Origin of the sequence: Lentzea sp. NPDC058450, assembly GCF_042721395.1 — a bacterium.
In the GTDB taxonomy this organism is placed as follows: Bacteria; Actinomycetota; Actinomycetes; order Mycobacteriales; family Pseudonocardiaceae; genus Lentzea.
The window spans coordinates 1-26,313 of the sequence record NZ_JBHXLO010000031.1 but is presented as its reverse complement, the minus strand read 5'-3'; the positions used below and the strand labels follow the sequence as shown (position 1 = coordinate 26,313).

The 26,313-nt window shown below is 69.3% G+C and carries 24 protein-coding genes; 13 read left to right on the top strand and 11 right to left on the bottom strand.

What is annotated here, in order from left to right; genetic code table 11:
* Positions 1 to 1,155 carry an ROK family protein gene (locus tag ACFWNN_RS35525; RefSeq protein ID WP_382444332.1) on the top strand — a complete coding sequence of 385 codons (1,155 nt, stop codon included), beginning with the start codon at positions 1 to 3 and terminating at the stop codon, positions 1,153 to 1,155.
* A gap of 80 nt (positions 1,156 to 1,235) precedes the next feature.
* Here ACFWNN_RS35525 and ACFWNN_RS35520 read toward each other — a convergent pair whose 3' ends face one another.
* The 4 genes from ACFWNN_RS35520 to ppgK form a co-directional block, all read right to left on the bottom strand.
* A complete protein-coding gene (locus ACFWNN_RS35520) occupies positions 1,236 to 1,415 on the bottom strand; it encodes a hypothetical protein (protein WP_231642793.1) in 180 nt (59 codons plus the stop codon).
* 428 nt (positions 1,416 to 1,843) lie between these two features.
* A complete protein-coding gene (locus ACFWNN_RS35515; protein WP_382444331.1) occupies positions 1,844 to 2,386 on the bottom strand; it encodes a helix-turn-helix domain-containing protein in 543 nt (180 codons plus the stop codon).
* Positions 2,387 to 2,535: 149 nt separating this feature from the next.
* Entirely contained in the window at positions 2,536 to 3,846 is a 1,311-nt protein-coding gene (locus ACFWNN_RS35510) for an RNA polymerase sigma factor (protein WP_382444330.1), read from the bottom strand.
* A 218-nt stretch (positions 3,847 to 4,064) separates the two neighbouring features.
* Positions 4,065 to 4,826, bottom strand: coding sequence for a polyphosphate--glucose phosphotransferase (ppgK, locus tag ACFWNN_RS35505; protein WP_382444329.1), 762 nt, complete (start codon positions 4,824 to 4,826; stop codon positions 4,065 to 4,067).
* Between the two features lie 116 nt (positions 4,827 to 4,942).
* Here ppgK and ACFWNN_RS35500 point away from each other — a divergent pair, with 116 nt between their 5' ends.
* Positions 4,943 to 5,737 carry an inositol monophosphatase family protein gene (locus ACFWNN_RS35500; protein WP_382444328.1) on the top strand — a complete coding sequence of 265 codons (795 nt, stop codon included), beginning with the start codon at positions 4,943 to 4,945 and terminating at the stop codon, positions 5,735 to 5,737.
* A 272-nt stretch (positions 5,738 to 6,009) separates the two neighbouring features.
* On the opposite strand, the gene cei is transcribed toward ACFWNN_RS35500, so the two are convergent.
* On the bottom strand, positions 6,010 to 6,729 hold the full coding sequence (gene cei, locus ACFWNN_RS35495) for an envelope integrity protein Cei (protein ID WP_382444327.1): 720 nt from the start codon (positions 6,727 to 6,729) through the stop codon (positions 6,010 to 6,012).
* Positions 6,730 to 7,151: 422 nt separating this feature from the next.
* Here cei and ACFWNN_RS35490 point away from each other — a divergent pair, with 422 nt between their 5' ends.
* On the top strand, positions 7,152 to 7,451 hold the full coding sequence (locus tag ACFWNN_RS35490; RefSeq protein ID WP_382444326.1) for a DUF4193 domain-containing protein: 300 nt from the start codon (positions 7,152 to 7,154) through the stop codon (positions 7,449 to 7,451).
* A gap of 117 nt (positions 7,452 to 7,568) precedes the next feature.
* On the opposite strand, the gene ACFWNN_RS35485 is transcribed toward ACFWNN_RS35490, so the two are convergent.
* A complete protein-coding gene (locus tag ACFWNN_RS35485) occupies positions 7,569 to 8,030 on the bottom strand; it encodes a DUF3093 domain-containing protein (RefSeq protein WP_382444325.1) in 462 nt (153 codons plus the stop codon).
* Positions 8,031 to 8,054: 24 nt separating this feature from the next.
* Here ACFWNN_RS35485 and dut point away from each other — a divergent pair, with 24 nt between their 5' ends.
* Complete coding sequence (gene dut, locus ACFWNN_RS35480; RefSeq protein WP_382444324.1) at positions 8,055 to 8,528, top strand: dUTP diphosphatase; 474 nt, start codon at positions 8,055 to 8,057, stop codon at positions 8,526 to 8,528.
* 4 nt (positions 8,529 to 8,532) lie between these two features.
* Positions 8,533 to 9,147, top strand: coding sequence for a DUF3710 domain-containing protein (locus ACFWNN_RS35475; RefSeq protein ID WP_382444323.1), 615 nt, complete (start codon positions 8,533 to 8,535; stop codon positions 9,145 to 9,147).
* On the opposite strand, the gene ACFWNN_RS35470 is transcribed toward ACFWNN_RS35475, so the two are convergent.
* Positions 9,144 to 9,806 carry an alpha/beta fold hydrolase gene (locus ACFWNN_RS35470; RefSeq protein ID WP_382444322.1) on the bottom strand — a complete coding sequence of 221 codons (663 nt, stop codon included), beginning with the start codon at positions 9,804 to 9,806 and terminating at the stop codon, positions 9,144 to 9,146. The genes ACFWNN_RS35475 and ACFWNN_RS35470 overlap by 4 nt on opposite strands.
* 69 nt (positions 9,807 to 9,875) lie before the next feature.
* On the opposite strand from ACFWNN_RS35470, the gene ACFWNN_RS35465 reads away from it, so the two are divergent.
* A complete protein-coding gene (locus tag ACFWNN_RS35465) occupies positions 9,876 to 10,256 on the top strand; it encodes an OB-fold nucleic acid binding domain-containing protein (protein ID WP_030474780.1) in 381 nt (126 codons plus the stop codon).
* On the top strand, positions 10,253 to 11,017 hold the full coding sequence (locus ACFWNN_RS35460) for a DUF3159 domain-containing protein (RefSeq protein ID WP_382444321.1): 765 nt from the start codon (positions 10,253 to 10,255) through the stop codon (positions 11,015 to 11,017). The genes ACFWNN_RS35465 and ACFWNN_RS35460 overlap by 4 nt, the downstream gene beginning before the upstream one ends.
* Positions 11,018 to 11,475: 458 nt before the next feature.
* Here ACFWNN_RS35460 and ACFWNN_RS35455 read toward each other — a convergent pair whose 3' ends face one another.
* The 4 genes from ACFWNN_RS35455 to ACFWNN_RS35440 all read right to left on the bottom strand — a co-directional run bounded on the left by ACFWNN_RS35455 (position 11,476) and on the right by ACFWNN_RS35440 (position 18,010).
* The gene (locus ACFWNN_RS35455; RefSeq protein WP_382444320.1) at positions 11,476 to 14,022 is read right to left on the bottom strand and encodes a LuxR C-terminal-related transcriptional regulator; all 2,547 of its coding nucleotides are present in this window, start codon (positions 14,020 to 14,022) and stop codon (positions 11,476 to 11,478) included.
* A gap of 43 nt (positions 14,023 to 14,065) precedes the next feature.
* Positions 14,066 to 16,609 (bottom strand): AAA family ATPase, encoded by a 2,544-nt coding sequence (locus tag ACFWNN_RS35450; RefSeq protein WP_382444319.1) that lies wholly within the window; start codon positions 16,607 to 16,609, stop codon positions 14,066 to 14,068.
* 82 nt (positions 16,610 to 16,691) lie between these two features.
* Positions 16,692 to 17,348, bottom strand: coding sequence for a potassium channel family protein (locus ACFWNN_RS35445; RefSeq protein ID WP_382444318.1), 657 nt, complete (start codon positions 17,346 to 17,348; stop codon positions 16,692 to 16,694).
* Entirely contained in the window at positions 17,348 to 18,010 is a 663-nt protein-coding gene (locus ACFWNN_RS35440) for a potassium channel family protein (RefSeq protein ID WP_382444317.1), read from the bottom strand. Before ACFWNN_RS35440 ends, ACFWNN_RS35445 begins: the two co-directional genes overlap by 1 nt.
* A gap of 82 nt (positions 18,011 to 18,092) precedes the next feature.
* On the opposite strand from ACFWNN_RS35440, the gene ACFWNN_RS35435 reads away from it, so the two are divergent.
* From ACFWNN_RS35435 to ACFWNN_RS35410, 6 genes are all read left to right on the top strand, one after another.
* Entirely contained in the window at positions 18,093 to 20,078 is a 1,986-nt protein-coding gene (locus ACFWNN_RS35435; RefSeq protein ID WP_382444316.1) for an APC family permease, read from the top strand.
* Positions 20,075 to 21,274, top strand: a complete 1,200-nt coding sequence (locus ACFWNN_RS35430; protein WP_382444315.1) for a class I SAM-dependent RNA methyltransferase — start codon at positions 20,075 to 20,077, stop codon at positions 21,272 to 21,274. Before ACFWNN_RS35435 ends, ACFWNN_RS35430 begins: the two co-directional genes overlap by 4 nt.
* 62 nt (positions 21,275 to 21,336) lie before the next feature.
* The gene (dxs, locus tag ACFWNN_RS35425) at positions 21,337 to 23,241 is read left to right on the top strand and encodes a 1-deoxy-D-xylulose-5-phosphate synthase (RefSeq protein WP_382444314.1); all 1,905 of its coding nucleotides are present in this window, start codon (positions 21,337 to 21,339) and stop codon (positions 23,239 to 23,241) included.
* A 220-nt stretch (positions 23,242 to 23,461) separates the two neighbouring features.
* Positions 23,462 to 24,103, top strand: coding sequence for a slipin family protein (locus ACFWNN_RS35420; RefSeq protein WP_382444313.1), 642 nt, complete (start codon positions 23,462 to 23,464; stop codon positions 24,101 to 24,103).
* 46 nt (positions 24,104 to 24,149) lie between these two features.
* Positions 24,150 to 24,833: a response regulator transcription factor gene (locus ACFWNN_RS35415; protein WP_382444312.1), complete on the top strand. Its 684-nt coding sequence runs from the start codon at positions 24,150 to 24,152 to the stop codon at positions 24,831 to 24,833.
* Between the two features lie 3 nt (positions 24,834 to 24,836).
* Positions 24,837 to 25,964 carry a sensor histidine kinase gene (locus ACFWNN_RS35410; RefSeq protein ID WP_382444311.1) on the top strand — a complete coding sequence of 376 codons (1,128 nt, stop codon included), beginning with the start codon at positions 24,837 to 24,839 and terminating at the stop codon, positions 25,962 to 25,964.
* The last annotated feature ends 349 nt before the right edge of the window (positions 25,965 to 26,313 follow it).

The window sequence follows — 26,313 nt, the reverse complement described above, 5'->3', positions numbered from 1 at the left end:
GTGACGGGACCCACGTCCGGCACCCGTCCCGACGAGATCCGCAGGCACAACAGGACGGCGCTGCTGCGCCGCCTGCACGTCGACGGACCGTCCACCAGGGCGTCGCTCGCGGCTGAGCTCGGGCTCAACCGCAGCACGATCAAGGCCCTGGTGGACGGCCTCGCCGAAGCCGGTGTGGTCGCCGAACGCGTGCCCGCTCTGCGCAGCGGAGCGGGCCGCCCCTCCTTGCTGGTCCTGCCCCAGCCGCACGCCGCGGTCGTCATCGCGATCGACGTGCGGGTGGAGCACGTGGCCATGGGGTTCGTCGGACTCGGTGGCGAGATCCTCGGCAGGGACAGCTGGAACCTGCACCGGACGCGTGATCCGGGTGAGGTCATCACGCACATCGTCGAGTCGGCGCGCCTCATGGCCGACGACCTCGACGTCACCGCCGTCGGGGTGGGCGTCTCGGTGCCCGGCGTGGTCCGCCGCGCCGACGGGCACGTGCACGAGGCGCCCAACCTGCACTGGACCGGGGTGGCGCTCGGCAAACGCCTGGAAGCGGTGCTGAAGCTGCCGGTCCAGGTCGGCAACGACGCGGAACTGGGCGCGCTCGCGGAGCACGTGCGCGGCGCGGCGCGGGAGTCCTCGGACATGGTCTACATCTCCGCGGACGTCGGCGTCGGCGGGGGAGTGATCCTCGCGGGCCAGCCGTTGCGCGGCTCCGGCGGCTACGTCGGCGAGCTCGGGCACATGGTCGTCAACCCGAACGGGCGTCGCTGCTACTGCGGCTGCGACGGCTGCTGGGAGACCGAGGTGGGCGAACCGGCGTTGTGCCGGGCTCTCGGCCTGCCCGACGACGCGCCGCGCGGCGCCGTCGTCGCTGCATTGCGCGCGTTGGACGACCCGGCGGTGCTCGACGAGTTCGCCGGCTGGCTCGCGCTGGGGCTCTCGAACATCGTCAACGTCCTCGGCCCGGAGCTCGTCGTGCTCGGCGACCTCTACACGGCGCTGCCCGCGTCCGTCGTCGAGTCGGTCAGCGCGGCGGTGCAGAAGCGCAGTCTCGTGTCCCGCGCTCTCGGCGGGGCCCAGGTCGTGACGTCACCCCTGGGACGCGACGCGAAGCTCGTCGGAGCCGCCGAACTGGCCTTCGAGCCGGTTCTCGACGCCATCTGAGCCGCTCGAACGCCGCGGAAATGCGAAGGGGGCGGAGATCCAGCCGGATCTCCGCCCCGAGCGGCTAGGTGGGGTGGAAGTCAGCCCTGCTGAATCTCAGCAGCGAGTTCGCGCAACTTCTCACTGTGCGCGCGAGCGTGGTGCCCGCAGAACAGCAGCTCGCCCCCGGACGGGAGCAAGGCGCGAACCTGGGCAGCAGCCCCGCAGCGGTCGCAGCGGTCGGCAGCGGTCAACTCGGGGCGGGTGAGTGCTGCGGTCATGATGAATCTCCCTCCGTCCCGGCAACGGAACTGAGGTGTTCCGGTGCCCTCTTACCAAGCTGCGACCACAGCGCCCCTGGCAGGTGCGCGGTGCTCGCTGGCTCCACTCTGACAGACGTTTCGGCGATAGTCAGTGTTCCCGTGTACGTGGCGACTCGCGTCACTCTCCGAATTACCCGCTCGCAGCAGGATCACACCTGGGTTTTCTACCTGTTCACCGTCTTGACACGCACAGCCCGCAACCGGAAACCCGCTGGTGGAGCAGTGTGTTCGGGCCATCCGGTCGGTTGCGTGCCACCGAGAGTGTGATATCGGTTGCCCTTGTCCGCCCTCCGCGAACAGGTCACGAACGTCCCACGATTCGGACGCGGAACCGTGATCGAACTCCCGATCGTGGACGTGTTCGGCCACGTTCCGTACCCGTTCGATCAGCTCGCGAGGGCGGCGCTGATCGCTCGTGCGGCGTGTCCCACGGCGTCCTGGAGGGCCGTGGCGCTGCGGCCGTCGTCGAGCACCGCGGACACCGTGCCGATGACGCTGCTGGACGGCGAGCGCACCGGGGCGCTCACGAACGCGATGCCCGCCGGCACCGTCGCCCCCGGCCGCAACCGGGCCACGTCCTCGGCCCGCACCAGGCTCGCCGCCGCCACCAGCACCCGGTCGCGGCGCGGCACCGCGAGGATCGCGGACGTCCTGATCGTCGCCGACAACGCCCGCAACGGCCGGCGCGCGATCCGTAGGATGCCCGGCGCCGGTTCCCACGCCTGCCCGTACCGGAACATCTGCGCGCCCACGCGATAGCGGCCGCGCACGTTCTCCACGGCTCCGAGCACTTCCAGCTGTTCCAGGAGGCGGTGCACCGTCGTCTTCGGCATCTCGCACCGGTCGGCGAGCTGGGAGAGCCCGAGTTCGCCTTCGTCCATCAGCCTGTCCAGCAGTGAGAAAGCCCCTTCGAGCACCGACCTGCCCATGTCCCCAGTCCCCCTCGTTCCGTTGTGCGGAACTGATGCTGGCGTGGGACCTGGCGGCGGCACATGAGTACAGGGGTACTCATTTTTCGGGAACACAGCGGCCCCGCACCGAACCGGTGCGGGGCCGCGTGCGTATGACTCGGTAAGACCTAGTCGAGGTAGTCCCGCAGAACCTGCGAACGGGACGGGTGACGCAGCTTCGACATCGTCTTGGACTCGATCTGGCGGATGCGCTCACGCGTGACGCCGTAGACCTGACCGATCTCGTCCAGCGTGCGCGGCTGGCCGTCGGTGAGGCCGAAGCGCAACCGGACGACGCCCGCCTCGCGCTCGGACAGCGTCGCGAGCACGGACTGCAGCTGGTCCTGCAGCAGAGTGAACGAGACGGCGTCGACCGCGACGACGGCCTCGGAGTCCTCGATGAAGTCGCCGAGCTGGCTGTCGCCCTCGTCGCCGATCGTCTGGTCCAGCGAGATGGGCTCACGCGCGTACTGCTGGATCTCCAGCACCTTCTCGGGCGTGATGTCCATTTCCTTGGCGAGCTCCTCCGGGGTGGGCTCGCGGCCCAGGTCCTGGAGCAGTTCGCGCTGGATGCGACCGAGCTTGTTGATGACCTCGACCATGTGCACCGGGATGCGGATGGTGCGGGCCTGGTCGGCCATCGCGCGGGTGATCGCCTGACGGATCCACCAGGTGGCGTACGTCGAGAACTTGTAGCCCTTGGTGTAGTCGAACTTCTCGACCGCGCGGATCAGACCGAGGTTGCCCTCCTGGATCAGGTCCAGGAACGCCATGCCGCGGCCCGTGTAGCGCTTGGCGAGCGACACGACGAGGCGGAGGTTCGCCTCGAGCAGGTGGTTCTTGGCGCGCTCGCCGTCGCGGACGATCCAGCGGAGGTCGCGGCGCAGCTGCGGCGTGAGCTTCTCCGCCTCCTCCTCGGAACGGCGGACGCGCTCGGCGGCGTAGAGACCCGCCTCGATGCGCTTGGCGAGCTCGACCTCCTCCTCGGCGTTGAGGAGGGCGACCTTGCCGATCTGCTTGAGGTAGGCGCGGACCGAGTCGGCCGAGGCGGTGAGCTCCGCGTCCTTGCGCGCCTGGCGCAGGGCCTCGGACTCCTCCTCGTCCCAGACGAAGTCACCCTCTTGCTTGGGGTCCTCCGCCTCCTCCGGCTCGTCGACGACCGGCTCGTCGACGATCTCGACGTCCTCCAGGTCCTCGGCGCCGGGAGCGCCCTCCATGTCCTCGGGCTCTTCACCGGGCTTGCCGGTGCCCTTCGCGGCAGGATCGGCCTTGCCGGCCGTCTTGCGCGGGGCCTTGGCGGCGGCGGGCTTCTTCGCTGCCGCAGCGGTCGTCTTGCGCTTCGGCTTCTCCTCGGCCTCGCCGGCCGCGGTCGCCTTGGTCGTCTTGGCGGCGCTCGCGGCGGAGCTGGAGCGTCGGGTTGCGGTTTCTGCGGCTGCCACGTACGCCCTTTCGCGACGGTCGTTCAAGGCAAACCAGAGGGCGCGAAACCTCGGTCGCCAGAGTTCAGGGGATCTCCCCGCCGATCTTGCTTGGCGGGTGTGCGTTCCATTGTAACGACGTCGGTGACCCGGTGTTGCGCCCCGAGGTGCTTCGAGGCGCTCCCACCTGCGTTTTCCCAGCTAGATCGAGTCGGACACGATTCGGTGTCGAACGCTCACTAGGGCCGGACGCCGTGCGCGGCGGCCCACGCGGCACCGACGATGCCCGCGTCGTTCTTCAGCGCGGCTGCGACCACCTCGGTGCGAACCTTGAGCAATGGCAACCACTTGTGCGCCTTCTTGCTCACGCCGCCACCGGCGATGAAGAGATCGGGCCAGATGAGGTCTTCCAGCACGTTCATGTACCGCGTGACCCTGGGCGTCCACTCCTCCCAGGACAGGTCCTTCTCCTCCTTCACGGAGGCGGCCGCGCGCGTCTCCGCGTCGTGCCCGTCGACCTGCAGGTGCCCGAACTCGGTGTTCGGGACCAGCTTGCCGTCCAGGAACACCGCGCTGCCGATGCCCGTGCCGAACGTCAGCAGGACCACGGTCCCGTTCTTGCCCACCCCGGCGCCGAACGACATCTCCGCGATGCCGGCCGCGTCCGCGTCGTTCATCACGACGATGTCCTCGGGCTTGCGCTTGAGGCGCTCCGCGAACAACGTCTGGGCGTCGCAGTCGATCCAGCCCTTGTCGACGTTCGCGGCGCTGAGGGCCACCCCGTGCTTGACCACGCACGGCAGCGTGATCCCGACCGGGCCCTCCCACTGGAACTTCTCGACGATCTCCGCGACCACCTCGGCCACCGCCTGCGGTGTCGAGGGCTGGGGCGTGGGGATCCGCATGCGTTCGCCGTCCAGTGCTCCTGCTTCGAGGTCGACCAGGCCGCCCTTGACGCCGGAGCCGCCGATGTCCACACCGAACCCGCGGGTGATGCCCATCCCCGTGGTCCTTCCTACTCGATCCTGCTTGCTTCGATTCAGTACACCGTGGTGCGCAGACATTAGCCTGACGTTGTCCGATAGTCCCGTGCTAGTGACACAGGAGGGAACCGGTCGTGTTCGATCCCCGGCCACTCGTCGACATCGCTACGGCCATCGGACGGGAAGCAGGTGCTCTTGTTCAGCGCATGCGTGCCTCCGCCGTCATCTCGTTCGACACCAAGAGCACCTCGACCGACGTCGTGACCGCCGCCGACCGCGCCTCGGAACAACTCGTACGGACGCGTCTGTCCGAGGCACGTCCGGGCGAGCCCGTGCTCGGCGAGGAGGAGGGCGGTGACGTGGTCGAGGGGCTGACCTGGGTCGTCGACCCCATCGACGGCACCGTCAACTACCTCTACGGAATCCCCTGGTACTCGGTGTCGATCGCAGCGCAGCTCGACGGCGAGTCCGTCGCCGGCGCTGTCGTCGAACCGGCCACTGGTCGCGTGTGGACCGCCGCACGCGGCTATGGCGCGTTCTTGGACGGTTCGCCGTTGCGTGTCTCCGCCACTACGGACCTGTCGCTGTCCTTGCTGGGGTACGGGTTCGCCTATCGGCCTGAGCGGCGTCAGCGACAGGCCGACGCCTGGGCCGGGATGGCGACCCGGGTCCGGGATCTCCGGCGGGCCGGGGCGGCGTCGCTGGACCTGTGCTCGGTGGCGTCGGGGCGGCTCGACGCCTACGCCGAGCACGGGCTCGGGCGGTGGGACTGGGCCGCGGGCGGGTTGATCGCCGCGGAGGCCGGTGCCGTGGTCCGGTTGCCGGGGTCGTCGCCCGAGCTGGGGGAGGACGCGACCTTCGCGTCAACGCCCGGCGTGGCGGACGAGATGTACCGCGCGTTGACGGAGAGCGGATTCGGCAAGGTCTGAATCAACTCAACGTTGATCGGATCCGCTCAACATTGATTCGTCAACGTCGACGTTGACGAATCAATGTTGACGTGCGGGTTGTCCAGTCGACGTTGACAGCAGGTTGACGATCTCGTCGTGCATGAGTTGATCCCCGATGTGGACGCAGCCGGATCCGCGTCGCGCACGAACACCGCGCGTCTCGCCGGTCCGCTGTGCCGCAGAACGCGCTCGTCGCGTGAAGAACCACCCCCTGTGGGGGTGAGATGTCGGCTGGCGGGACCGGGTGAGGGTCAGGCGCAGGTGACGTCGCGGGCGCCGGCGAGGTTGTCGGCGTTGATCGACGGGGGAGCGGCCGCGGCGACCTGGCCGCCCTGCTGCTCCGGCTGCTGCGCCGACCACTCCGCGAGCTGGTCGAGGACCTTGCGGGCGTTGCTGTTGGGCTTGACCTCGTCGAACTTCTTGCCGATCGCGATGTCCACCGTGGCGTCCTGGCGGTCGTCGCGGACGAGTTCCAGGCACGGTTCGAGCAGCGAGAGCGTGCGCGCGGCCGAGGCGCCCGGCGCGCCGAAGCGGATCTGGCCGCGGCAGGTCATGTCGCCCGCCGGGTAGATCAGGTCGTTGCCCGGGTCGGTCGCCTGCTTGAGGCCCAGTTCGGTGAACATCGTCGCGACGGCCTTGGCGTGGTTGCGCTGCGTCGAGGCGTTGACGACCTTGAAGTTCACGTCGCCGACCGGCACCGGGTTCGTGCGGTCCAGCGCGTCGTGCTCCAGCACGGTGCCCAGCGCCGGCGGCGGTGGCGTCGGGGGCGCGGCCGGATCGACCGGGGCGCTCTCCGATGACACGACGTTGCCGGGCGCGTTGCACTTGATGGCCGCGTCCACGTCACTCGCGTTGCCGAGCACCTTCACCCACACGAACACGGAACTGACCAACAGCACCGCGAACAGGACGAGCGCGGGCACGGGCCGACGCCTCTTGTAAGGCGTCAAGCTTCCCGATGCGGATCCCACGTTCGAAGCCCTCCCCGTGATCCGTCCCCTGAGATCAGCCTAGGCCCTGCCCGGCTGTCGCGCGCTCCGACCGGCGTGACCGAACGCACCGGCCTGATTGCTCACAGTCAAGACGGTACCGACCTGGCGCCAGGTTGCACGCCAGAGCGCACATGCACCCGCACAGGGTATCGGTCCAGCGTACAAAGGTTGTGTCACCCGTCCGGTCGGTAAGGGGTAACCCGATGTTGAGTCATCCGGGCAGTGAGCTACCCTCTGCGCGCTCCGCACACATGTCGATCAAGCCGATGGTCACGTCAAGGGGGTTGGCACGACCGACGGGTGTGAGAGACCTACGTCACCTTGACGTGGGGCACAAATGAGGTCGCTGGAGCGTTAACCAGCGACACGAACAGTCTCCGTAGACCGCAGGGGTGAAGAAGATGGCGACCGACTACGACGCGCCGCGTCGCAGCGAGGCGGACGAACTCGCTGAAGACTCCCTCGAGGAGTTGAAAGCCCGGCGGAACGAGACGCAGTCCGGCGTCGTCGACGTCGACGAGGACGCGAGCGCTGAGAACTTCGAGCTGCCCGGCGCCGATCTGTCCGGCGAGGAGCTCACGTTCAAGGTCCTGCCCAAGCAGGCCGACGAGTTCACGTGCTCGAAGTGCTTCCTGGTGCACCACCGCAGCAGGCTCGCCGAGGACAACAACGGCACGTACATCTGCCGCGACTGCGCCTGACGTCCGACGCCTCACGAGCGTCTGAACTCCAGCGCCCTGACCGCAGGGCCTGAACCGTCAGCCGAGTCCGCCGAAAGAACTGGGCGCTCACCCTCACGGGTGGCGCCCAGTTGTGTTTCAGGACTTGATCGCGGCGGCGAGCTCGGCCGGGCGCCGCGTGCTGATCACCCAGTAGGGGGTCGGGTCCTCCGGGTCGGTCACGTGCACCCGCACGAGCGGCTTGACCCAGCCCCGGTGCACGACGAACGCCGCCGGGTCGAGGTCGCGGCCCATGGTCCGGCGGCGGTCCTCGGCGGAGATGATCTCGACGTCGCCGAGCAGCTCCAGCGGGATGTGCGCGTCACCGGCGCGCAGCTCCCCGTCCGCCACCTCGACCTTCGTCGAGCCCATCTTGAAGATGAGCACGGCGGTCAGCGGCAGCAGGATCACGTACGGCAGCCAGGACCGGACACCGGGGAAGCCCATGTGCACCTCGGCGGCCAGCAACGCGGCCGCGAGCAGCGGCAGGGGCCAGATCCACCACGTCACGTACAGGCGCTCGCGGAAGGTCGTAGTGGCGGTCACGGCAGTCTCACTCACGTCGTCAGGGTAATCTCGGCCGCCGTGTCCAGCGTCGAGGTGTTGCTGACCCGGCTCGATCCGGGGGTTCCCGTGCCCGCCTACGCCCGTCATGGCGACGCGGGCGCTGATCTGGTCACCACGTCGGACGTGGTCATTCCACCAGGCGAGCGCGCCGTGGTTGGCACCGGTGTCGCGATCGCGCTGCCGGACGGGTTCGCGGGTTTCGTCCACCCGAGGTCGGGTCTCGCGGCGAGGGTCGGCCTGAGCGTGGTGAACACTCCCGGCACGATCGACTCGGGCTACCGTGGTGAGATCCGCGTTTGCCTCGTGAACCATGATCTTCGTGAGCCGATCGCGCTGTCCCGGGGCGACCGGATCGCCCAGCTCGTCGTGCAACGCGTCGAGCACGCGGTGTTCCGCGAGGTCACCGAGCTCCCCGAGACGGAGCGCGGTGCGGGAGGCTATGGCTCGACCGGCGGGCACGTGGTGCTCGCCCGTACGAATGCGGAGGGGTAGGGGCATGTTCGGAAGGCGCCGCAAGCGCGGTCGTCACTCCTCGGGGGCCGTCGACACCGGTCAGGACCACGAGTCGTTCGACGAGGACGTCGACGGCCCGTGGGACTCCACGGTCGCGCCCCACGACGACGTGCAGCGGCTCGACCTGGGATCGGTGCAGCTGCCGATGCCGGACGAGGCCCAGCTGCAGGTCGAGATGGACCAGCAGAACGGCTCCGTGCGCGCCGTGCACGTCCTCACGTCCGTCGGCCAGCTGACGGTCAGCGCGTTCGCCGCGCCGAAGTCCGGCGGCCTGTGGCGGGAGGTCGGCGCCGAGCTGATCGACGGCCTCAAGGAGGACGGCGCCCGCATCAACCGCGAGAACGGCGAGTGGGGCGAGGAGATCACCGCGCGCAACCAGGGCGTGCAGATCCTCTTCGTCGGCGTCGACGGCCCGCGCTGGATGCTGCGCGGTGTCGCCGCCGGTCCCGAGGAGCACTTCGAGCAGAACTCCGCGGCACTGCGCGAGATGCTGCGCGGCACCGTGGTCGTGCGCGGCGAGCAGCCCATGCCGCCCCGCACCCCGCTGCCGGTCGAGCTGCCGGAAGCGATCGCCCGGCACATCCAGCAGCAGGGCTAGCGGCTCACCGCCTGCTGCCACGCCTGCACCGCGCGCCCGAGAGCGTGCGGGTAGGCGTCCAGCGTCGTCGTGACGAGCACGGCGCGGGGCATCGCCTCCGCCCACAGCCGGGCGATCTCGATCGGGTGCACCGGATCGTCGGTGCACCCGAGGATCCCCGTCGGCACGTCCAGCGACTTCAGCTCCTCGAGGGTCGGCGCGAGCGACTCGGCGGCTTCTTCGAGGTGCGGCACGAGCCGGTCGCCGTAGCCGTGCCAGGCCCGCGACAGCTCGTCGTGCAACCAACCGGTTGTTCCGGCCAGAGCCGTTGCCAGGCCTCGGGTTCTGATGATCTCGGCACTCGCTTTGGCGGCATGCGCGGCGGGTGCGTCCCGCGGGTCGCCGATCCACGCCGGCAGTGCCAGCACGAGTCCCGCGCACCGTTCCGGGTTGTGCGCCGCCCACCGCGCCGCGACGTGAGCGCCCAGCGAGACACCGCCGACCACGATCGGGTGGCCTGCCGGGGCATTTTCGAGGGCCGTCAACCGTTCACTCAGTGTGCGGACGGTCGGGGCGTTGAGAACGGCACCGACCTGCGACAACGGATCGGTGAAGACAGACCGGACGAACACCTCGTCGGAGGCGGTACCGGGCAGCAGGAGGACGGTCTCGGCAGGCACGCCGAAGATTGTCGTTGCCTCTGCGTACCCTCACTGTCAGACGGTCCACACCACGGGGCCACCTGAGCAATGCAGGAGTCGGGGATGAGCGGCTATTGGCGCCGCTTGGTGCGTCGCTTGACCAGCGACGTGACCGAGCTCGACGCGGACGACCTCTCGCGAAAAGCGGAGGCCGTCGGCGCGGTGAAGGCCTGCGACTGCAAGTCCGGTGAGGAGGTCACCGTCCTCGGCAGGCTCCGGAGTGTGGAGCTCTGCCCGCGGGACGCGGCCGCCACGCTGGAAGCCGAGCTCTACGACGGCACCGAGGGCGTCACACTCGTCTGGCTCGGCCGCCGTCGCATCGCGGGAATCGAGCCTGGTCGGACGATCAAGGCCCGGGGCCGCATCGCCGTGCGCGACGGGCGCAAGGTGCTCTACAACCCCTATTACGAGTTGCAGAACGCTTCATGACCTCAGCTGAGACCGAAGAAAAGCAGCCCACCGTCCTCGAGCAGATGGGCGGCGTGAGCGGAATGCTCTACTCGTCGCTGCCCGTGCTCGTCTTCGTGATCATCAACTTCGCGACCAAGAACCTGATGGCCGCGATCATCAGCTCCCTCGCCGCCGCGGTCGTCATCGGCGTGATCCTGGCCGTGCGCAAGGGCACCATCCAGCCCGCGATCTCCGCCGTCTTCGGCGTCGGCATCGCGGCCTTCATCGCCTACAAGACAGGCGAGGCGAAGGGATTCTTCCTCTTCGGCATCTGGCAGAGCGTCGTGTACGGCAGCGCGTTCCTGCTGTCGATCATCCTGCGCTGGCCGCTCGCCGGCGTGATCTGGACGTTCCTCAACGGCCGGGACCGCTCCTGGCGCGCCGACAAGGCCTCGGTCCGCGACTACGACATCGCGACCTTCGTGTGGGCCCTGGTGTTCTTCGCGCGCTTCGTGGTCCAGCGCTGGCTCTACGACGAGGACCAGGTCGGCTGGCTCGCCGTCGCCCGCCTCGGCATGGGCTACCCGCTGATGGCGATCGCACTGCTCGCCACGGTCTGGGCGGTCCGCCGCGCCGACAAGCGCCTCAAGGCGGCCGAGGAAGCCGCCGAGGCCAAGGTCGCCGCGGAGGCCGAGGTGAACGACGTGCTCGCCCGCACGGCCGACGACCTGCTCACCCCGGACATGGACGAGCTCAAGCGCGTCGTCGACGCCGAGTCCCGCGACAAGTCCAGAGACTGACCCGCTCGACCCCACACGGCCGGCGCCCCACCTCGGGGCGCCGGCCGTGGTCGTTTCGGGCCGCGATCCGGGGAGTATTCCGCGAACAAGGGAAACTGCGCGGTGCTCCAGGCCTGGCGTCGGGTGCGGCGAACTGCCCAGGGTCTGCGTGACCGATATCCCGTGTGCCATATATCGGATATCGCGCCGAGGGAAGACAACGTTGTCATCGCGAAGGGGTGCCCGTTTGGTTGTGGCGAGCCATTTCGGCCGAACACTCCAGCGGGAACTGCGGGCGGCGTGGAGTAGGCGTGGAGCGGGCGTCGCACCGGGCTTCGAGCGGCAGATGCGCGATATCCGATATCCAGTACATCGGATATCGGATATCGGTGGGACGGCCCGCGACTCCCGTATGCGATGTATTGGATATTAGATCGGCCGACGGACGCGATATGCGATGTATTGGATATCGGCGCGGGTCAGCGGAGGCCGAGGACGGTGCGCAGTTCGTCGCGGCCCGTCACCCCGAGGACGCCGTAGATCGCGTGCAGGTGGTTGTCGACGGTGCGTTTGGACGTGTGCAGCTGGGCGGCGATCTGCTGGTTGGTGAGTCCGGAGGTGGCCAGGCGGGCGACCTCGGTCTGGCGGCGGGTCAGGCGGGTGTGGTGGGAGAGGTCGTCGGCGCGCAGGGGCGGGGTGTGGGCGTTGTCGAAGTCGCGGGTCAGGAGGGCCTGGCGGGCGGAGGTCTGGGGGGCGGCGCGGGGGTTGCCCTGGGCGCGGTGCAGGCGGGTGGCGGCGGCCAGGGCTTCGGCGGCGTGCAGGGTGGCGCCCAGGCGGTGGAAGGCCGTCGCGGTGGTTTCCAGGAGGGTGGGCGCGGCTTGGGCCAGTGCGGTGGCGTGGGCGGCGTAGGTGCTGGTCAGCGGGTCGTTCATGGTGGCCGTGAGGGCCGTCAGGCGGTGGGAGGTGTCGGCGCCCAGGCGGGCCGCGTCGTGCAGGGCCATGGCTTCGCTGCCGTGTGCGCCCAGCGAGGCGCATTCGTCGGCGGCCGCCAGGGCCGCGGCGGTGGCGGCGGGGAGGTCGCCGGTCGCGGCCAGGACCCAGGAGCGGGCCAGGGAGACGGTCAGGCCTGCCAGGCGCCAGGCCGGGCGGCGGGCTGACTCGGCTCTGGCCAGGGAGTCCTGGGCGAGACGGGGGTCTCCGGTCAGGGCGGCGGCGAAGGCGAGGTTGGCCAGGGCGATGGCGTCGAAGATCAGCGGGGGAGTGCCGGTGGACGGTTTGGGGGTGCCTTCGCGGGCCAGACGGAGGGCTTGGGCGCCGTGGCCTCGCAGGCGCGCGCAGAAGGACAGCACGCTGTAGAGGGACGTTGCGCCGGTGAAAGCGAGTTCGTCGAACGGGCGTGTGTGCATCGTCAGCGCGAGGGCTTCGGCTTCGGAAAGGTGTCCGGCGAACGCCAGGGCGAAGCTGCGCATGCGTAGTGCGCCGTCGTCGGGTTCGGACGTGAGTGAGTAGGCGTCGATTTCGGCCAGAACGTCGCTGTAGCGGCCTGCGTGGAGGAGGCACAGTGCTCTGGTGCGTTGCATGTGGACGGACAGATGAGGCGCCACGGGCTGATGGGTGCGTTCCAGCACTGAGGTCACGTGGTCGTGTTGGGCGGCGGAGATGACGCGCACGACGCGTAGCCAGTCAAGCAGGTCCGGTGGCAGGGAAGGGACGTCGACGCCATCGAGCACGGCCGCGGCGGTGCCGGCGTCGCCCAGGCCGAAGTGCAGGTTCATCGCGCGGGTGGCGCCCAGGCGGCTCCGGTCCTCGGCGGACAGGGGGCCGGACATCACGTCGGCGAGCGTCGCCTCGGCTTCGGACGGGGCCCGGCCGTGCATCAGGACCTGGCCGAACACGTGGCCCACGCAGTTCAGGCCGCCTGCCGCCACGGCGCCCCGGCACAGGCGTTCGGCGAGCGTCACGTCCTGGGCCGCCCAGGCCTGTTCGGCGGCGGCGACCAGGAGGTCGACCGAAGGCGGGGCACCGCTGTCGAGGCGCCAGGTGGCGATGCGCATCAGGTCTTCGCGGCGACGGGCACCGGTCGCTTCGAGAGCGGTGGCCAACGCGCGTTGGTGGGATCGCGCGCGCAACGTCGGGCATGTGGCGCGGAGCAGGCTGCCGTACAGAGGGTGTCCTAGGCGCACGACCGCGCGACGGTCCGATGACTCGACACGGATCAATCCGCGCGTTTCGAGGTCGTCGAGTGCCGCTTCCTGAACCAGCGGTGCCAGCAGGTCCAGTTCGACGGGTTCGGAGTAGGCGAGGAGTTCCAACGCGTGCCGGTGCGCGGAGTCGAGGCGGCCCAGGTTCGAGCGCACGAGCTCGGCGAGGCGGCCGTCGAGCTCGATCGCGCCGTGCCACGACCAGATGCCGTCGTCGCTGCGCAACGACCCCATGGCGCGTCCGGACACGACGAGCTCCCTGAGGTACAACGGGTTTCCGGCGCTCGCCGACCACAACAACGACGCAGAACGCGTGTCTACCGGACCACCCAGAGCGCGTTCGAGGAGCAGGTCGGACTCGGCACGCGCCAGGTCGTCGAGCGGGTAGCGGCGCAGCAAGCCCTCCTGCCACAGCTCGGTGCGTTCGCCCGGCCGTGACGTCGCCAGAACGCGTGCGTGCCCATGCCGGATCACGTGGTGCAGCAACGCGATGGACGCGTCATCGAGCAGATGCGCGTCATCCACCACGATCACCAACGGCCGTGGCAACGCCAACAGGTGCTCCACGGCGCGACCGAGCGGATTCGCCGTGCGCAGGTCGGCAGGCAGCATCGCGGCCATGGCACCGAACGGGATGGACGACGTCGCCACGGTGGCGTAGCAGCGACGCACCACCACGCCGGTGCGTTCGAGCCGTGCGACGACCTCGTCCGTGAGTCGCGTCTTGCCCACACCGGCGGGTCCGACGAGCGCCGCGCCGGCCTCGGACGTCAGCGCGGACACCACGTCCTCGAGTTCCCGCGCCCTGCCCACGAACGGCCACACGTCTCGCAGTGTGCCCAGGTTCCGGCTCACCGCGCACATCGATTTACGCGCCGAGGCCGAACAACGCGCGCAAGCCACCCCGTCCGGTCACACCGACGGCGGCGTACGTCGTGTGCAGGTGGTTGTCCACGGTGCGTTTGGCGATGGCGAGCCGCGAAGCGATCTCCACGTTCGTCAGCCCCGCCACGGCCAGCCGCGCGATCTCCAGCTGACGCGGCGTCAACGCCACGAGGGTGCTCGTCACCACCAGACCGGGCGTGGTCGCGCCGTCGAACGACTCCATGAGCGCCGACGCCTTCTTCTCCAACCGATCCGCGTCCCTTGGCCGGTCGTGCAGCCGTGACAGTCGGCTGGCCTCCGCGAGCGCCTCGGCCGCGTACAACGTGGCACCGCACGCCAAGAAAGCTGCCGCCACCTCCTCCAGCCCCGCCGGGTCACGCAACGCGCGCGCCTGGGCGTGCGAGGCATACGCGGTCGTCAGAGGATCACGCCGAGACTTGGCGAGTTCGAGCAAACGAGGCGAGGTGTCCGCACCGAACCGTGCGGCGTCGTGCAGCGAACCGATCTCATCGGAGTGCGCGCCGTACTCCCCAGCCAACGCGGCGTTGTCCAAGGCGGCTTGCATTGCTTCCTTTACCCGCCCGGCCCCCGCGAGCACCCACGACCGTGCGGCTCCCACGGCGAACTGCGCGATACGCCACGCGGGCCGCAACCCGGCTTCCGCACGTGCCAGCGCACGGAACGCACGATCAGACTGCCCGTGCAACGCCGCTCCCGCCGCGAACTCGGCCAGCAGCAGCACGTCCCACATCATCGGCACCGTCCCGGGCTCGGTCACGCCCTCCGCCGTGACGCGCACGGCGGCCGCGGCCTTCCCGCGCATCCGGGCGCTCTGGCTCAGCAGCACCCGCGGCGGCACCTGCGTCACCGACCAGCGGCTGTCCTCGATCACCTCGGCCAGCGCCCGCACGGCCCGCTTCTCGGCCTCCACCAGGGCACCGCTGCGCAGCAGGCTCTCGTTGCGCACGCCCCGCGCCGCCGCCACCAGCGTCGGGAACCGCCCCGCCGCCGCCAGCACCGCCGGCTCGTTCTCCAGCACCCGCGCGATCGCCTCGGGATACCGCCCGGCGAACTGGTCCGCGAACGCCAGCACCTGCCGTCCCGCCGTCTCCGCCCAGCCACCCTCGGCGACCAGCATCTCCCCGCCGAGCCGCGCGATCCGCAGGGGCGCCGCCTCCAGCGCGAACATCAGCGAGAAGAACAACACCGCGTGCTCGAGCTCAGCGGGCAGCTCCCGTTCGGTCACGTGATCCAGCACGGCCACGGCGGCGCCGTCGTCACCGACACCGAAGAACAGGTTGAACGCGCGTGCACAGCCGACCTGGATCAACGTCGCGATGTCGCCGCACGACGCCATGGCCGACGCGAACACGGACTCGGCCTCATGGCATTGGCGTTGGTACATCAGCACAAGACCCAGTACGAGCCCGACGCGCGGTGTCATCCCACGGGCGACGGCCGCGCGCGAGAGCCGTTCGGCCAGCTCCCAGTCCTGTGCGGACAGTGCGTGTTCGGCCGCACGCGCCAGCACGTCCGGTGAGTCCGCCGTCCCGCTGTCGAGCCGCCACGTCGCGAGGCGCACCGCATCACCGGGCCGGTCCACACCGGCGGATTCGAGCCTGTCTGCCAATGCACGCCGGTGCGCCCGTGCACGCAACGTCGGACAAGTGGCCCGCAGGCGCGCGCTGTACAAGGGATGCGCAACGCGCGCGCGTCCGTCATCACCGACGCGCACGAACCCCATGTCCACCAAGTCCCGCGGCACCGGCATCAACAAGGGTTCCAGCGGCTCCCCGTACGCCAGCAGTTCCAACGCCCGCCGCTGCGGCTCCGCGAGCCGCCCCAGCGTCAGGTCCACGAGCTCGGCGAGCCGCCCGGACAGCTCCAGCGGCCCGCTCCAGCTCCACCCGCCCTCGGTCTCGGCCAGCGCGCCGCGGTGCCGCCCGGCCGCCACGAGTTCCTTGAGGTACAACGGGTTCCCCTGGCTGTTCGCCCACACCAAGTGTCGCGTCGTGGCGTCGGCGGGCCCACCCAGCGCTGCGGCCAGCAACGCGTCCGCACGCTCCTGGTCCAGCGCCTCCACCGCGACGACGGTCAGGCCCTCGACACCCCAGCAGGGCCGTGCGGTGCACATGACCCGCATCAGCCGATGACGCACGAGGTGTTGCAACACCAACAACGAAGCGTCATCGAGCAGATGAGCGTCATCGACCGACAACACCCGTTGCCCGCCACGAGAGAGATGCTCAGCGGCCGCCCGCACCGACGACGAAGGCAGAAGCCCCCGAGAAGCAGGCAGGTCCGAAGGCACGAGCGATGCGAACGCACCGAGTGGAATACGCGATGTGGCGACCGTGGCATAACAACGCACCACCGGGTGCGGCACGGCGAGAAGCGCCTCAGTAGCCAGCCGTGTCTTCCCCACACCAGGAGGGCCGGACAACAGCACAGCGCCGTCCACGGCCAACGCCCGCAGCGCGGTCCGCAACTCTCTCTCGCGCCCGACCAGGGGCAGCTGATCGCTCACGGGTGGTAAGTGCCCGAATCCGTTCCGCAGATACCGGCCCACGCCGCCGTGAGGCCCTCACGGCGGCAACCACCCGATCCGGCTAATACCCCAGCGCGGTCTTGATCTCCTGCTCGACCGCCGCGGTGGTGACGAACAACAGCTCGTCCCCGCCCTCCAGGGTGTCGTCGGGCTGCGGCACGATGACCCGCCCGCCGCGCAGGATCGTCACCAGCGCGGCGTCCCGCGGCAGCGTCAGCTCCGACACCGCCCGGCCGGCGAACGGCGTCGACTCGTCGAGCGTGATCTCCACGAGGTTCGCCTGCCCCTGCCGCAACGTCAGCAGCCGCACGACGTCACCGATCGTCACGGACTCCTCGACCATGGCGGCCAACAGCCGTGGCGTCGACACGGCCACGTCGACACCCCACGACTCGGTGAACAGCCACTCGTTCGTGGGGTCGTTCACGCGCGCGATGACGCGACGGACCGCGAACTCCGTCTTCGCGAGCAGCGACACCACGAGGTTGACCTTGTCGTCACCGGTCGCGGCGATCACCACGTCGCACAGGTGCATGCCCGCGTCCTCCAAAGAGGACAATTCGCACGCGTCGGCCTGCACCCACTCTGCCTGCTCGACGGAGTTCGGGTCGAAGTGCGCCCGGTCCCGTTCGATCAGCATGACCTGGTGCCCGTCCGAGACGAGCTCCTGCGCGATGGACCGCCCCACCGCTCCCGCGCCCGCGATCGCGACCCGCATCAGTTGTCCTCCGGTGCCTGCAGCGCCGCCGCCGCGACGTCGGTGATCGTGCCGGACAACGCCGCCACGTAGATGGTGTCGTCCGCCTGCACCATGGTCTTCGCGTCCGGCAGCACGCCCGTGCCGAAGCGCATCACGAACGCCACACGCGCGCCGATCGTCTCCTCGAGCTCCCGCACCGGCCGCCCGACCCACTCCTCGGAGACCTCGATCGGCAGCACCGCCACCGTGCCGGACGGGTCGCGCCACGCCGTCGCCGCGCCCTCGGGCAGCAGCATGCGCAGGAACCGGTCGGTCGACCACGGCACCGTCGCCACCGTGGGGATGCCCAGGCGCTCGTACACGGCCGCGCGCTTGTGGTCGTAGATGCGCGCGACGACGTGCTCGACGCCGAACGTCTCCCTCGCCACCCGCGCCGAGATGATGTTCGAGTTGTCCCCGCTGGAGACCGCCGCGAACGCGCCCGCGCGCTCGATTCCGGCCTCGATCAGGACATTGCGGTCGAAACCGTTGCCGACGACCTGCTGTCCGTGGAAGTCGCTGCCCAGCCTGCGGAACGACTGCGCGTCCTTGTCGATCACGGCGACCTGGTGGTCGAGTCGCTCCAGAGCCCTGGCCAGGGACGCCCCCACCCGGCCACAGCCCATGATCACCACGTGCACGACATGCCTCCTCAGGCGAACTCTGCGCAGAACCTACCGAGCATTAGCCCGTCCCGGTGAGCGGACCCCTTACGCTCTGGCCGTGTCCAAGCTCGCCACCGCTGCCAAACGCCTCCTGGTCGGACGGCCATTCCGCAGCGATCGCCTCGCTCACACCCTGCTGCCCAAACGCATCGCCTTGCCGGTCTTCGCCTCCGACGCCATGTCGTCGGTCGCGTACGCGCCGGAAGAGATTTTCCTGATGCTGTCGGTGGCCGGCTTGAGCGCCTATGCAATGGCGCCGTGGGTGGGTGTCGCGGTCGTCGTGGTCATGCTCACCGTGGTCGCCAGCTACCGCCAGAACGTGCACGCGTACCCGTCCGGCGGCGGCGACTACGAGGTCGCGACGGTCAACCTCGGGCGCAGAGCGGGGCTCACGGTGGCGAGCGCCCTGCTCGTCGACTACATCCTCACGGTCGCCGTGTCGATCTCGGCGGCGGCGGCGAACATCGGCTCCGCGATCCCGTTCGTCGCGACCCACAAGGCGGAGTTCGCGGTCGCGGCCATCGTGCTGCTCACGGCCGTGAACCTGCGCGGCATCCGCGAGTCCGGCAGCGCGTTCGCCGTCCCCGTCTACGCGTTCATGATCGGTGTCTTCGGCCTGATCGGCTACGGCCTGTTCCGCGGGTTCGTCCTGGGCGACGACATGCGGGCCGAGAGCTCCGGCCTCGAGATCCACGCCGAGTCGGACCACCTGATGGGCCTCGCGTTCGTGTTCCTCGTGCTGCGTGCGTTCTCATCGGGCTGTGCGGCGCTCACGGGTGTGGAGGCCATCAGCAACGGAGTGCCCGCTTTCCGCAAGCCCAAATCACGCAACGCCGCCACGACGCTGCTGCTGATGGGCGGCATCTCGGTCGTGATGCTGATGGGCCTGATCATCCTCGCCCAGCTCACCGACGTGCGGATGGCCGAGTTCCCCAAGCAGCAGATCACCAACGCGCCCGAGGGCTACGAGCAGAAGACGATGGTCGCGCAGATCGCGCACGCCGTGTTCGACAACTTCCCGCCGGGCTTCTACTTCATCGCCGGCGTCACCGCGCTGATCCTCGTGCTCGCCGCCAACACCGCGTTCAACGGCTTCCCGGTGCTCGGCTCGATCCTCGCCCAGGACCGCTATCTGCCGCGTCAGTTGCACACGCGCGGCGACCGGCTCGCGTTCTCCAACGGCATCCTGTTCCTCGCCGGGTTCGCGGTCGTGCTCGTGATCGCGTTCGACGCCGAGGTCACCCGGCTGATCCAGCTCTACATCGTCGGCGTGTTCGTGTCGTTCACGCTGAGCCAGCTCGGCATGATCAAGCACTGGCAGCGGCTGCTCAAGAGCGAGACCGACGCGCAGGCGCGGACCAGGATGCGCCGCTCGCAGGCCATCAACACGTTCGGTCTGGCCTTGACCGCGACCGTGCTGATCATCGTGCTCATCACGAAGTTCACCAAGGGCGCGTGGATCGCCATCGCCGCGATGGCCGCTATCTACGCGTTGATGACCGCTATCAGGAAGCACTACGACACGGTCGCGGAGGAGCTGCGCAAGCAGGAGCGCGTGCGGACGATGCCCGCCCGCAACCACGCCATGGTGCTCGTGTCCAAACTGCACATGCCGACGTTGCGCGCGTTGTCCTACGCGAAGGCCACCCGGCCGGACGTGCTGGAGGCCGTCACGGTCAACGTCGACGACGGCGACACCCGCAAGCTCGTCGCCGAGTGGGAGAAGGAGAACTTCAAGATCCCGCTCAAGGTCATCGAGTCCCCCTACCGGGAGATCACCAAGCCCGTTCTCGACTACGTCAAGAGAGTCAAGACGGACAACCCGCGCGACGTTGTTACGGTGTTCATCCCCGAGTACGTCGTCGGCCACTGGTGGGAGCAGCTGCTGCACAACCAGAGCGCGTTGCGGCTCAAGGGAAGGCTGCTTTTCCAGCCGGGTGTGATGGTGACCAGTGTTCCGTGGCAGCTCGAGTCGTCGGTGAAGGTCAAGGACAAGGACGTCATCGCACCCGGCGCTGTCCGAAGGGGACTGGACGACCGATGAGCAAGGAAGACTGGACCGGCCGCAAGGTCGAGGTCGAGGTAGGAGCCGTCGCGCACGGCGGGCATTTCGTCGCACGGCACGAGGGGCGCGTTCTGTTCGTGCGTCACGCACTGCCCGGCGAACGCGTCGTGGCGTCGGTGTACGAGGACAACGGCGGGTCGTTCTGCCGTGCGGACGCCATCGAGATCCTGGAGCCGTCACCGGACCGCGTCGAGGCGCCGTGCCCGTTCAGCGGGCCCGGGATGTGCGGTGGCTGCGACTTCCAGCACGTGTCGTGGGACGCGCAGCGCGAGCTCAAGGCCCAGGTCGTGCGCGAGCAGCTGACCCGCCTGGCGAAGATCGACCGGGACGTGGTGGTCGAAGCGCTGCCGGGCGGCCCGCTGGAGTGGCGGACCCGCATCCGGATGGCCGTCGACCGCGACGGAAGGCCCGGTTTCCGCGGCACCCGTTCCCACGATGTGATCCCGATCGACCACTGTGTGATCTCCCGGCCGGGCATGGTCGAGGCCGTGGCCGACCGAACGTGGCGGGCCCAGGAGCTCACGATCGTCCAGGACGGTGACGGCAACCGTCATGTGGGTGAGGTGCGCGGCCGACACACCGCGCGCCGCGCCGGAACCGGTACGGCCGTCGAGACCGCCGCCAACCGAAAGTGGCGAATTTCCGCGGACGGCTTCTGGCAGGTCCACCCGGCCGCCGCGGACACGTTCGCCACGGTCGTGGGGGAGTGGGCGGCGGCGGAGCCCGGCCAACGCGCGTGGGACCTCTACGGCGGTGCGGGCCTGTTCGCGTCGGTGCTCGCACGGCAGGTCGGCGAGACCGGTTCCGTGCTGGTCGTGGAGTCGTTTCCCGGCGCGGTGGAAGACGGCCGGCGCAACCTCCGCCGGATGTCCCAGGTCGAGTTCGTCATCGACAAGGTCGAACGCGCCGTGGGACGCCGTCTGCCCGTCGAGGACCCTCACGTCGTGGTGCTCGACCCCCCTCGCAAGGGGGCGGGCAAGGTCGTTGTGGCTGAAGTCGCACGGCGCCGCCCGCAGCGCGTCGTCTACGTCGCCTGCGACCCCGCCGCACTGGCCCGCGACCTGGCCGAATTCACTGTTCAGGGCTACCGGCTCGCCGATCTCCGGGCGTTCGACGCGTTCCCGATGACCCACCACATGGAGTGCATCGCGCTGTTGGTACCTGAGACCGGCTGACAAGGCGTCTCAGTGGCGTCTCCGTAGACTGGGCCGAAGTCTTCAGGAGTGAGGTGGGCGTGGTGACCCTGCTGGAGTCCGTGCACGGACCAGCTGATCTGAAACGGATGGACGAGGCACAGCTGTCGCAGCTGTGCGAGGAGATCCGTCGTTTCCTGGTCGACAAGGTGTCCAAGACGGGCGGGCACCTGGGCCCGAACCTGGGTGTCGTCGAGCTGACCGTGGCGCTGCACCGCGTCTTCGACTCGCCGCAGGACCCGATCGTCTTCGACACCGGTCACCAGTCGTACGTGCACAAGATCGTCACGGGCCGTCGCGACGGCTTCGACCGGCTCCGTCAGAAGGACGGCATGTCGGGCTACCCGTCGCGGTCGGAGTCCGAGCACGACGTGCAGGAGAGCTCGCACGCCTCGACGGCGCTGTCCTACGCGGACGGTCTCGCGAAGGCGAAGCAGATCAACGGCGCGCACGGCCACGTGGTCGCCGTCGTCGGAGATGGCGCGCTGACCGGCGGTATGTGCTGGGAGGCGTTGAACAACATCGCGTCGGACAAGAACCGTCCGGTCGTGATCGTCGTCAACGACAACGGCCGTTCCTACTCGCCGACGATCGGTGGTCTCGCCGACCACCTGTCGTCGTTGCGCCTGCGCCCCGGCTACGAGCGCGTGCTGGAGAAGGGCAAGAGCGTTCTCGAGCAGACGCCGTTCTTCGGCAAGCCGCTCTACGCCGCGCTGCACGCAGCCAAGCGCGGCATCAAGGACGCGCTGGCGCCGCAGGCGATGTTCGAGGACCTCGGTCTCAAGTACATCGGCCCGGTCGACGGCCACGACATGGCGACGCTGGAGTCGGCTTTGCAGCGCGCGAAGTCGTTCGGCGGCCCGGTGATCGTGCACGCGGTCACCCGCAAGGGCATGGGGTTCGCGCCGGCCGAGAACCACCAGGCCGACCAGATGCACGCTACCGGCGTTATCGACCCCATCACCGGCGAGGACGTGAAGCCCGCCGGCCGCACGTGGACGCACGTGTTCTCCGACTCGCTGGTGGAGATCGGGCGCGAACGGTCCGACGTCGTGGCGATCACCGCCGCGATGCAGGGCCCGACCGGCCTCGACGCGTTCGCCAAGGCGTTCCCGGAGCGCTTCTACGACGTCGGCATCGCCGAGCAGCACGCCATGACGTCCGCCGCCGGTCTCGCCATCGGCGGCCTGCACCCGGTCGTCGCCGTCTACGCGACGTTCCTCAACCGGGCGTTCGACCAGCTGCTGATGGACGTCGCGCTGCACAAGCAGGGCGTCACGGTCGTGCTGGACCGCTCGGGCGTCACCGGCCCGGACGGCGCGTCGCACCACGGCATGTGGGACATGTCCATCTGCGGTGTCGTCCCCGGCATCCACGTGGCGGCGCCCCGTGACGCGGGCACGCTGACCGAGGAGCTGCGGGAGGCCGTGGCGATCTCGGACGCGCCCACGGTGATCCGGTACCCGAAGGCGTCCGTCGGACCGGACCTGCCCGCTTTGGAGCGTGTGGGTTCCGTGGATGTTCTTCGACGGTCTGGTTCCGACGTGCTGTTGGTGACCGTCGGCGCGTTGGGCGAGCTCGGTGTCGAGGCCGCGCAACGGCTGGAGGACCAGGGCATCGGCGTGACCGTCGTCGACCCGCGGTGGATCTACCCGATGTCCGTGGACCTCGTGGAGATGGCCGCGTCGCACAAGCTCGTCGTGACCGTCGAGGACGGTGGACGGCACGGTGGCTTCGGCTCGTCGTTCGCGGCCGCGTTGCGTGACGCGGACGTCGACGTGCCGTTGCGCGACATCGCGTTGCCGCAGCAGTTCCACGACCACGGGTCGAGGGGCGAGGTGCTGGCGTTGTGCGGCATCACCGCGCAGGACGTCGCACGGCGCGTGACGGAGTGGGCGGCTCGCCTGGAGTGCCTGCCCGTGGAAATCACCGCGCCTGTGGAGAAGTAGTCCGCTAGCCTTCCGTCTCGCCGCGTCTCAGCGGCCCGGCAGGACTTCCTGCCCGGGTTCCGCGGTTCAGGGCGTGGCAGGTGCCTATGGAGCATCAGGTTCGAATCCTGAGTGCCACGACCCCGGTCGCACACGGGGGTGGCCGGCTTTGCGAGTCCCTTGTGGACTCCCGCCGGACGCCTCGCCGACCGGGGTCGTGGTCTGTGCGGACGGAGGAGCGGTGAAGCACACGTTGTTCCCGTGGGAGCGGGGTGTTCGGTTCGATCGTGGTGTGCTCGTGGGTGAGGTCGAGCCCGGTGAGCACAAGCTGCCGCGGCACACCGTGCTGCACCGTGTCGACGTGCGTCCGCGGACGATGACTCCCGCCGCACAGGACGTGCCCACGTCTGATGGCGTGCTCATGCGTGTGACCGTGGTCGTCCGTTGGGCCGTGTCTTCGGCTACGACGTTCGTGGTGGCATCGGCTGGTCCTGAGGGTGAGCTCTACACGGCCGTGCAACTGGCGTTGCGCGGTGCCGTGGTCACGCGCGCACACTCGGCCGTGGACGCCGAACGGGAGGCGATCGCCGCCGAGGTGCTGGCCGCCATTGGTGTACGCGCTGCCGAGCTGGGTGTGGCGGTCTCCGAGGTGGCCGTCCGGGACGTCGTCATGCCTGGTGAGCTGCGGCGGGCCGCGCTGGCCGAGCTGGTCGCGGCGTCCGAGGGACGGGTGGCGCTGGAGCGTGCGCGTGGGGAGACGGCGGCGCTGCGGTCGTTGCTGAACGCGGCTCGCCTGGCCGAGGAGCACCCCGCGTTGCTGGAGCTTCGGGCACTTCAGGCTGCCTCCACGGTCGTCGTCGATCGGCCTGCACGGAAGTCGTGAAGGTGTCGTTAAGTGCTTTCTCAGGTGTGTGTGGCACCTTTGAGGCGTGCGGATTCTGGTAGTCGAGGACGAGGCGCCTCTGGCCGACGCGATCGCTCGCGGCCTGAGGCGCGAAGGCATGGCCGTGGACGTCGCCTACGACGGCGAGACCGGGCACGAGAAGTCGACCGTCACGCGGTACGACGTGGTCGTGCTCGACCGCGACCTGCCGGGGATGTCCGGTGACGAGCTGTGCAAGGAGATCCTCAGCTCCGGCGCGCTCACCAGGGTCATGATGCTCACGGCCAGCGGGTCCATCGAAGACCGCGTGTCCGGGCTGTCGCTCGGCGCGGACGACTACCTCGCGAAGCCGTTCGCGTTCCCCGAGCTGGTAGCGCGCGTACGGGCGTTGGCCCGGCGCGCGACTCCGGCCACGCCGCCCGTGCTCGCCGCACAGGACGTGGAGCTGGATCCCGCCCGTCGGACCGTGTCTCGCGGTGGGGCGCCCATCGAGCTCACGCGCAAGGAGTTCGGCGTGCTCGAAGTGCTGCTCGCCGCCAAGGGATCGGTCGTCAGCAGCGAGGAGCTGCTGGAGCGCGTGTGGGACGAGAACGCCGACCCGTTCACCACGACCGTGCGCGTGACCGTGATGACGTTGCGCAAGAAGCTGGGCGAACCGGGCATCATCGACACCGTCGTGGGCTCCGGGTACCGGGTGCCGAGTGCTTCGAACGGATCTGCTGAGGACTGACCTATGCGAAGGCGCGGACCAGGACTGCGTCTCCGGATCACCTTGGTCACGACCGCGCTCGTCGCGGTGGTGAGCGCTGTCCTGCTCTTTCTCGGGTGGACGCTGGTGGGACGGGTCTTCGACTCGTCGCCGTCGTTCCCCTCCGACAGCCAGGTGACGGTGGACGGCGTGACCGTCACCGTGAAGACGCTGACCGATGCACTGACGTCGGCCGCACGTGCGGACCTGCTGCGAGCGGGGTTGATCGCGTTCGCGTGCATGGTGGTGGCGGCCGGGGTTTTGGCGTGGACGTTCACCGGGCGTGTGCTGAAACCGCTGCACGACGTCACGGGTGCCGCACGGCAGTTGTCCGCGGAGTCGCTCGGGTCGCGGTTGCGCCTGGAAGGGCCGCGTGACGAGGTCGCGGAGCTCGCGGACACGTTCGACTCGATGCTCGACCGGCTCGAGGCGGCCTTCGACTCGCAACGCCGGTTCGTGGCGAACGCGTCGCACGAACTGCGCACCCCTCTCTCGGTGGTGCGCACGGAGCTGGACGTGACGTTGTCCGACCCGGATGCCGACGTCGAGGAACTGCGGCGCATGGCCGGTGTCGTGCGTGCGGCGGGGGAGCGCGCCGAACAGTTGGTGTCCGCGCTGCTGCTGCTCGCGCGTACAGACGGCATCGGGCTCGCGGTGCACGAACCCGTCGACCTGTCCGCGGTGGTGGAGTCGGCGTGGAAGGCGACACGGGCCGAAGCCGACGCACGGAACCAGCGCACTGTCTTCCGGTGCGTGCCGGCGCTCGCCGTCGGGGATCCCGCGCTGTTGGAGCGCATCGCCGGCAACCTGCTGGAGAACGCGGTCCGGCACAACCACGTCGGCGGGTGGATCGAGACCGTGGTGGAGACGGGACCGCAGTGGTCCGTCCTGCGGGTGTCGTCGTCCGGTCCGTTGATCCCGCCGGACCGCGTGGAGGAGCTGTTCGAGCCGTTCCGCCGCGGGGTGAAGGACAGGACCAGTCAGTCCGGCACGGGTCTGGGGCTCTCGATCGTGCGGGCCGCGGTGGCCGCTCACGGCGGGTTTGCGCAGGCAGTGGCCGTGCCGACGGGCGGATTGTCGGTCAGTGTTCACCTGCCGAGCGCACCCCGTTGACCACGACTTCAAGATTCTTGGCGTGGCCCCGGTCACACTGCGCGTCGATCTTGCCGGGTTTGGGCCGTCCGCGTGGTGTCTGACCTGCGGTTACTCCGTACGTGACCCCCGATTTGGATCTCGTGGGACGCCCGTGTAAATTTCTCCATGTCAGCACGGAACGGGCCGGGAAACACAGCCGGAACGGAGTGCGGGACACAAAAACTTCTAAGCCTGACACAGCCCCGGAAGTGACTCTCCTCGGAGATGAGCTGCGGTGAGCGCGTGTTCTTTGAGAACTCAACAGCGTGCCGAAACACAGCCAGTAATATATGAATTACCTCCTCGTCGAGGTAGTTCCTTTGAGAGT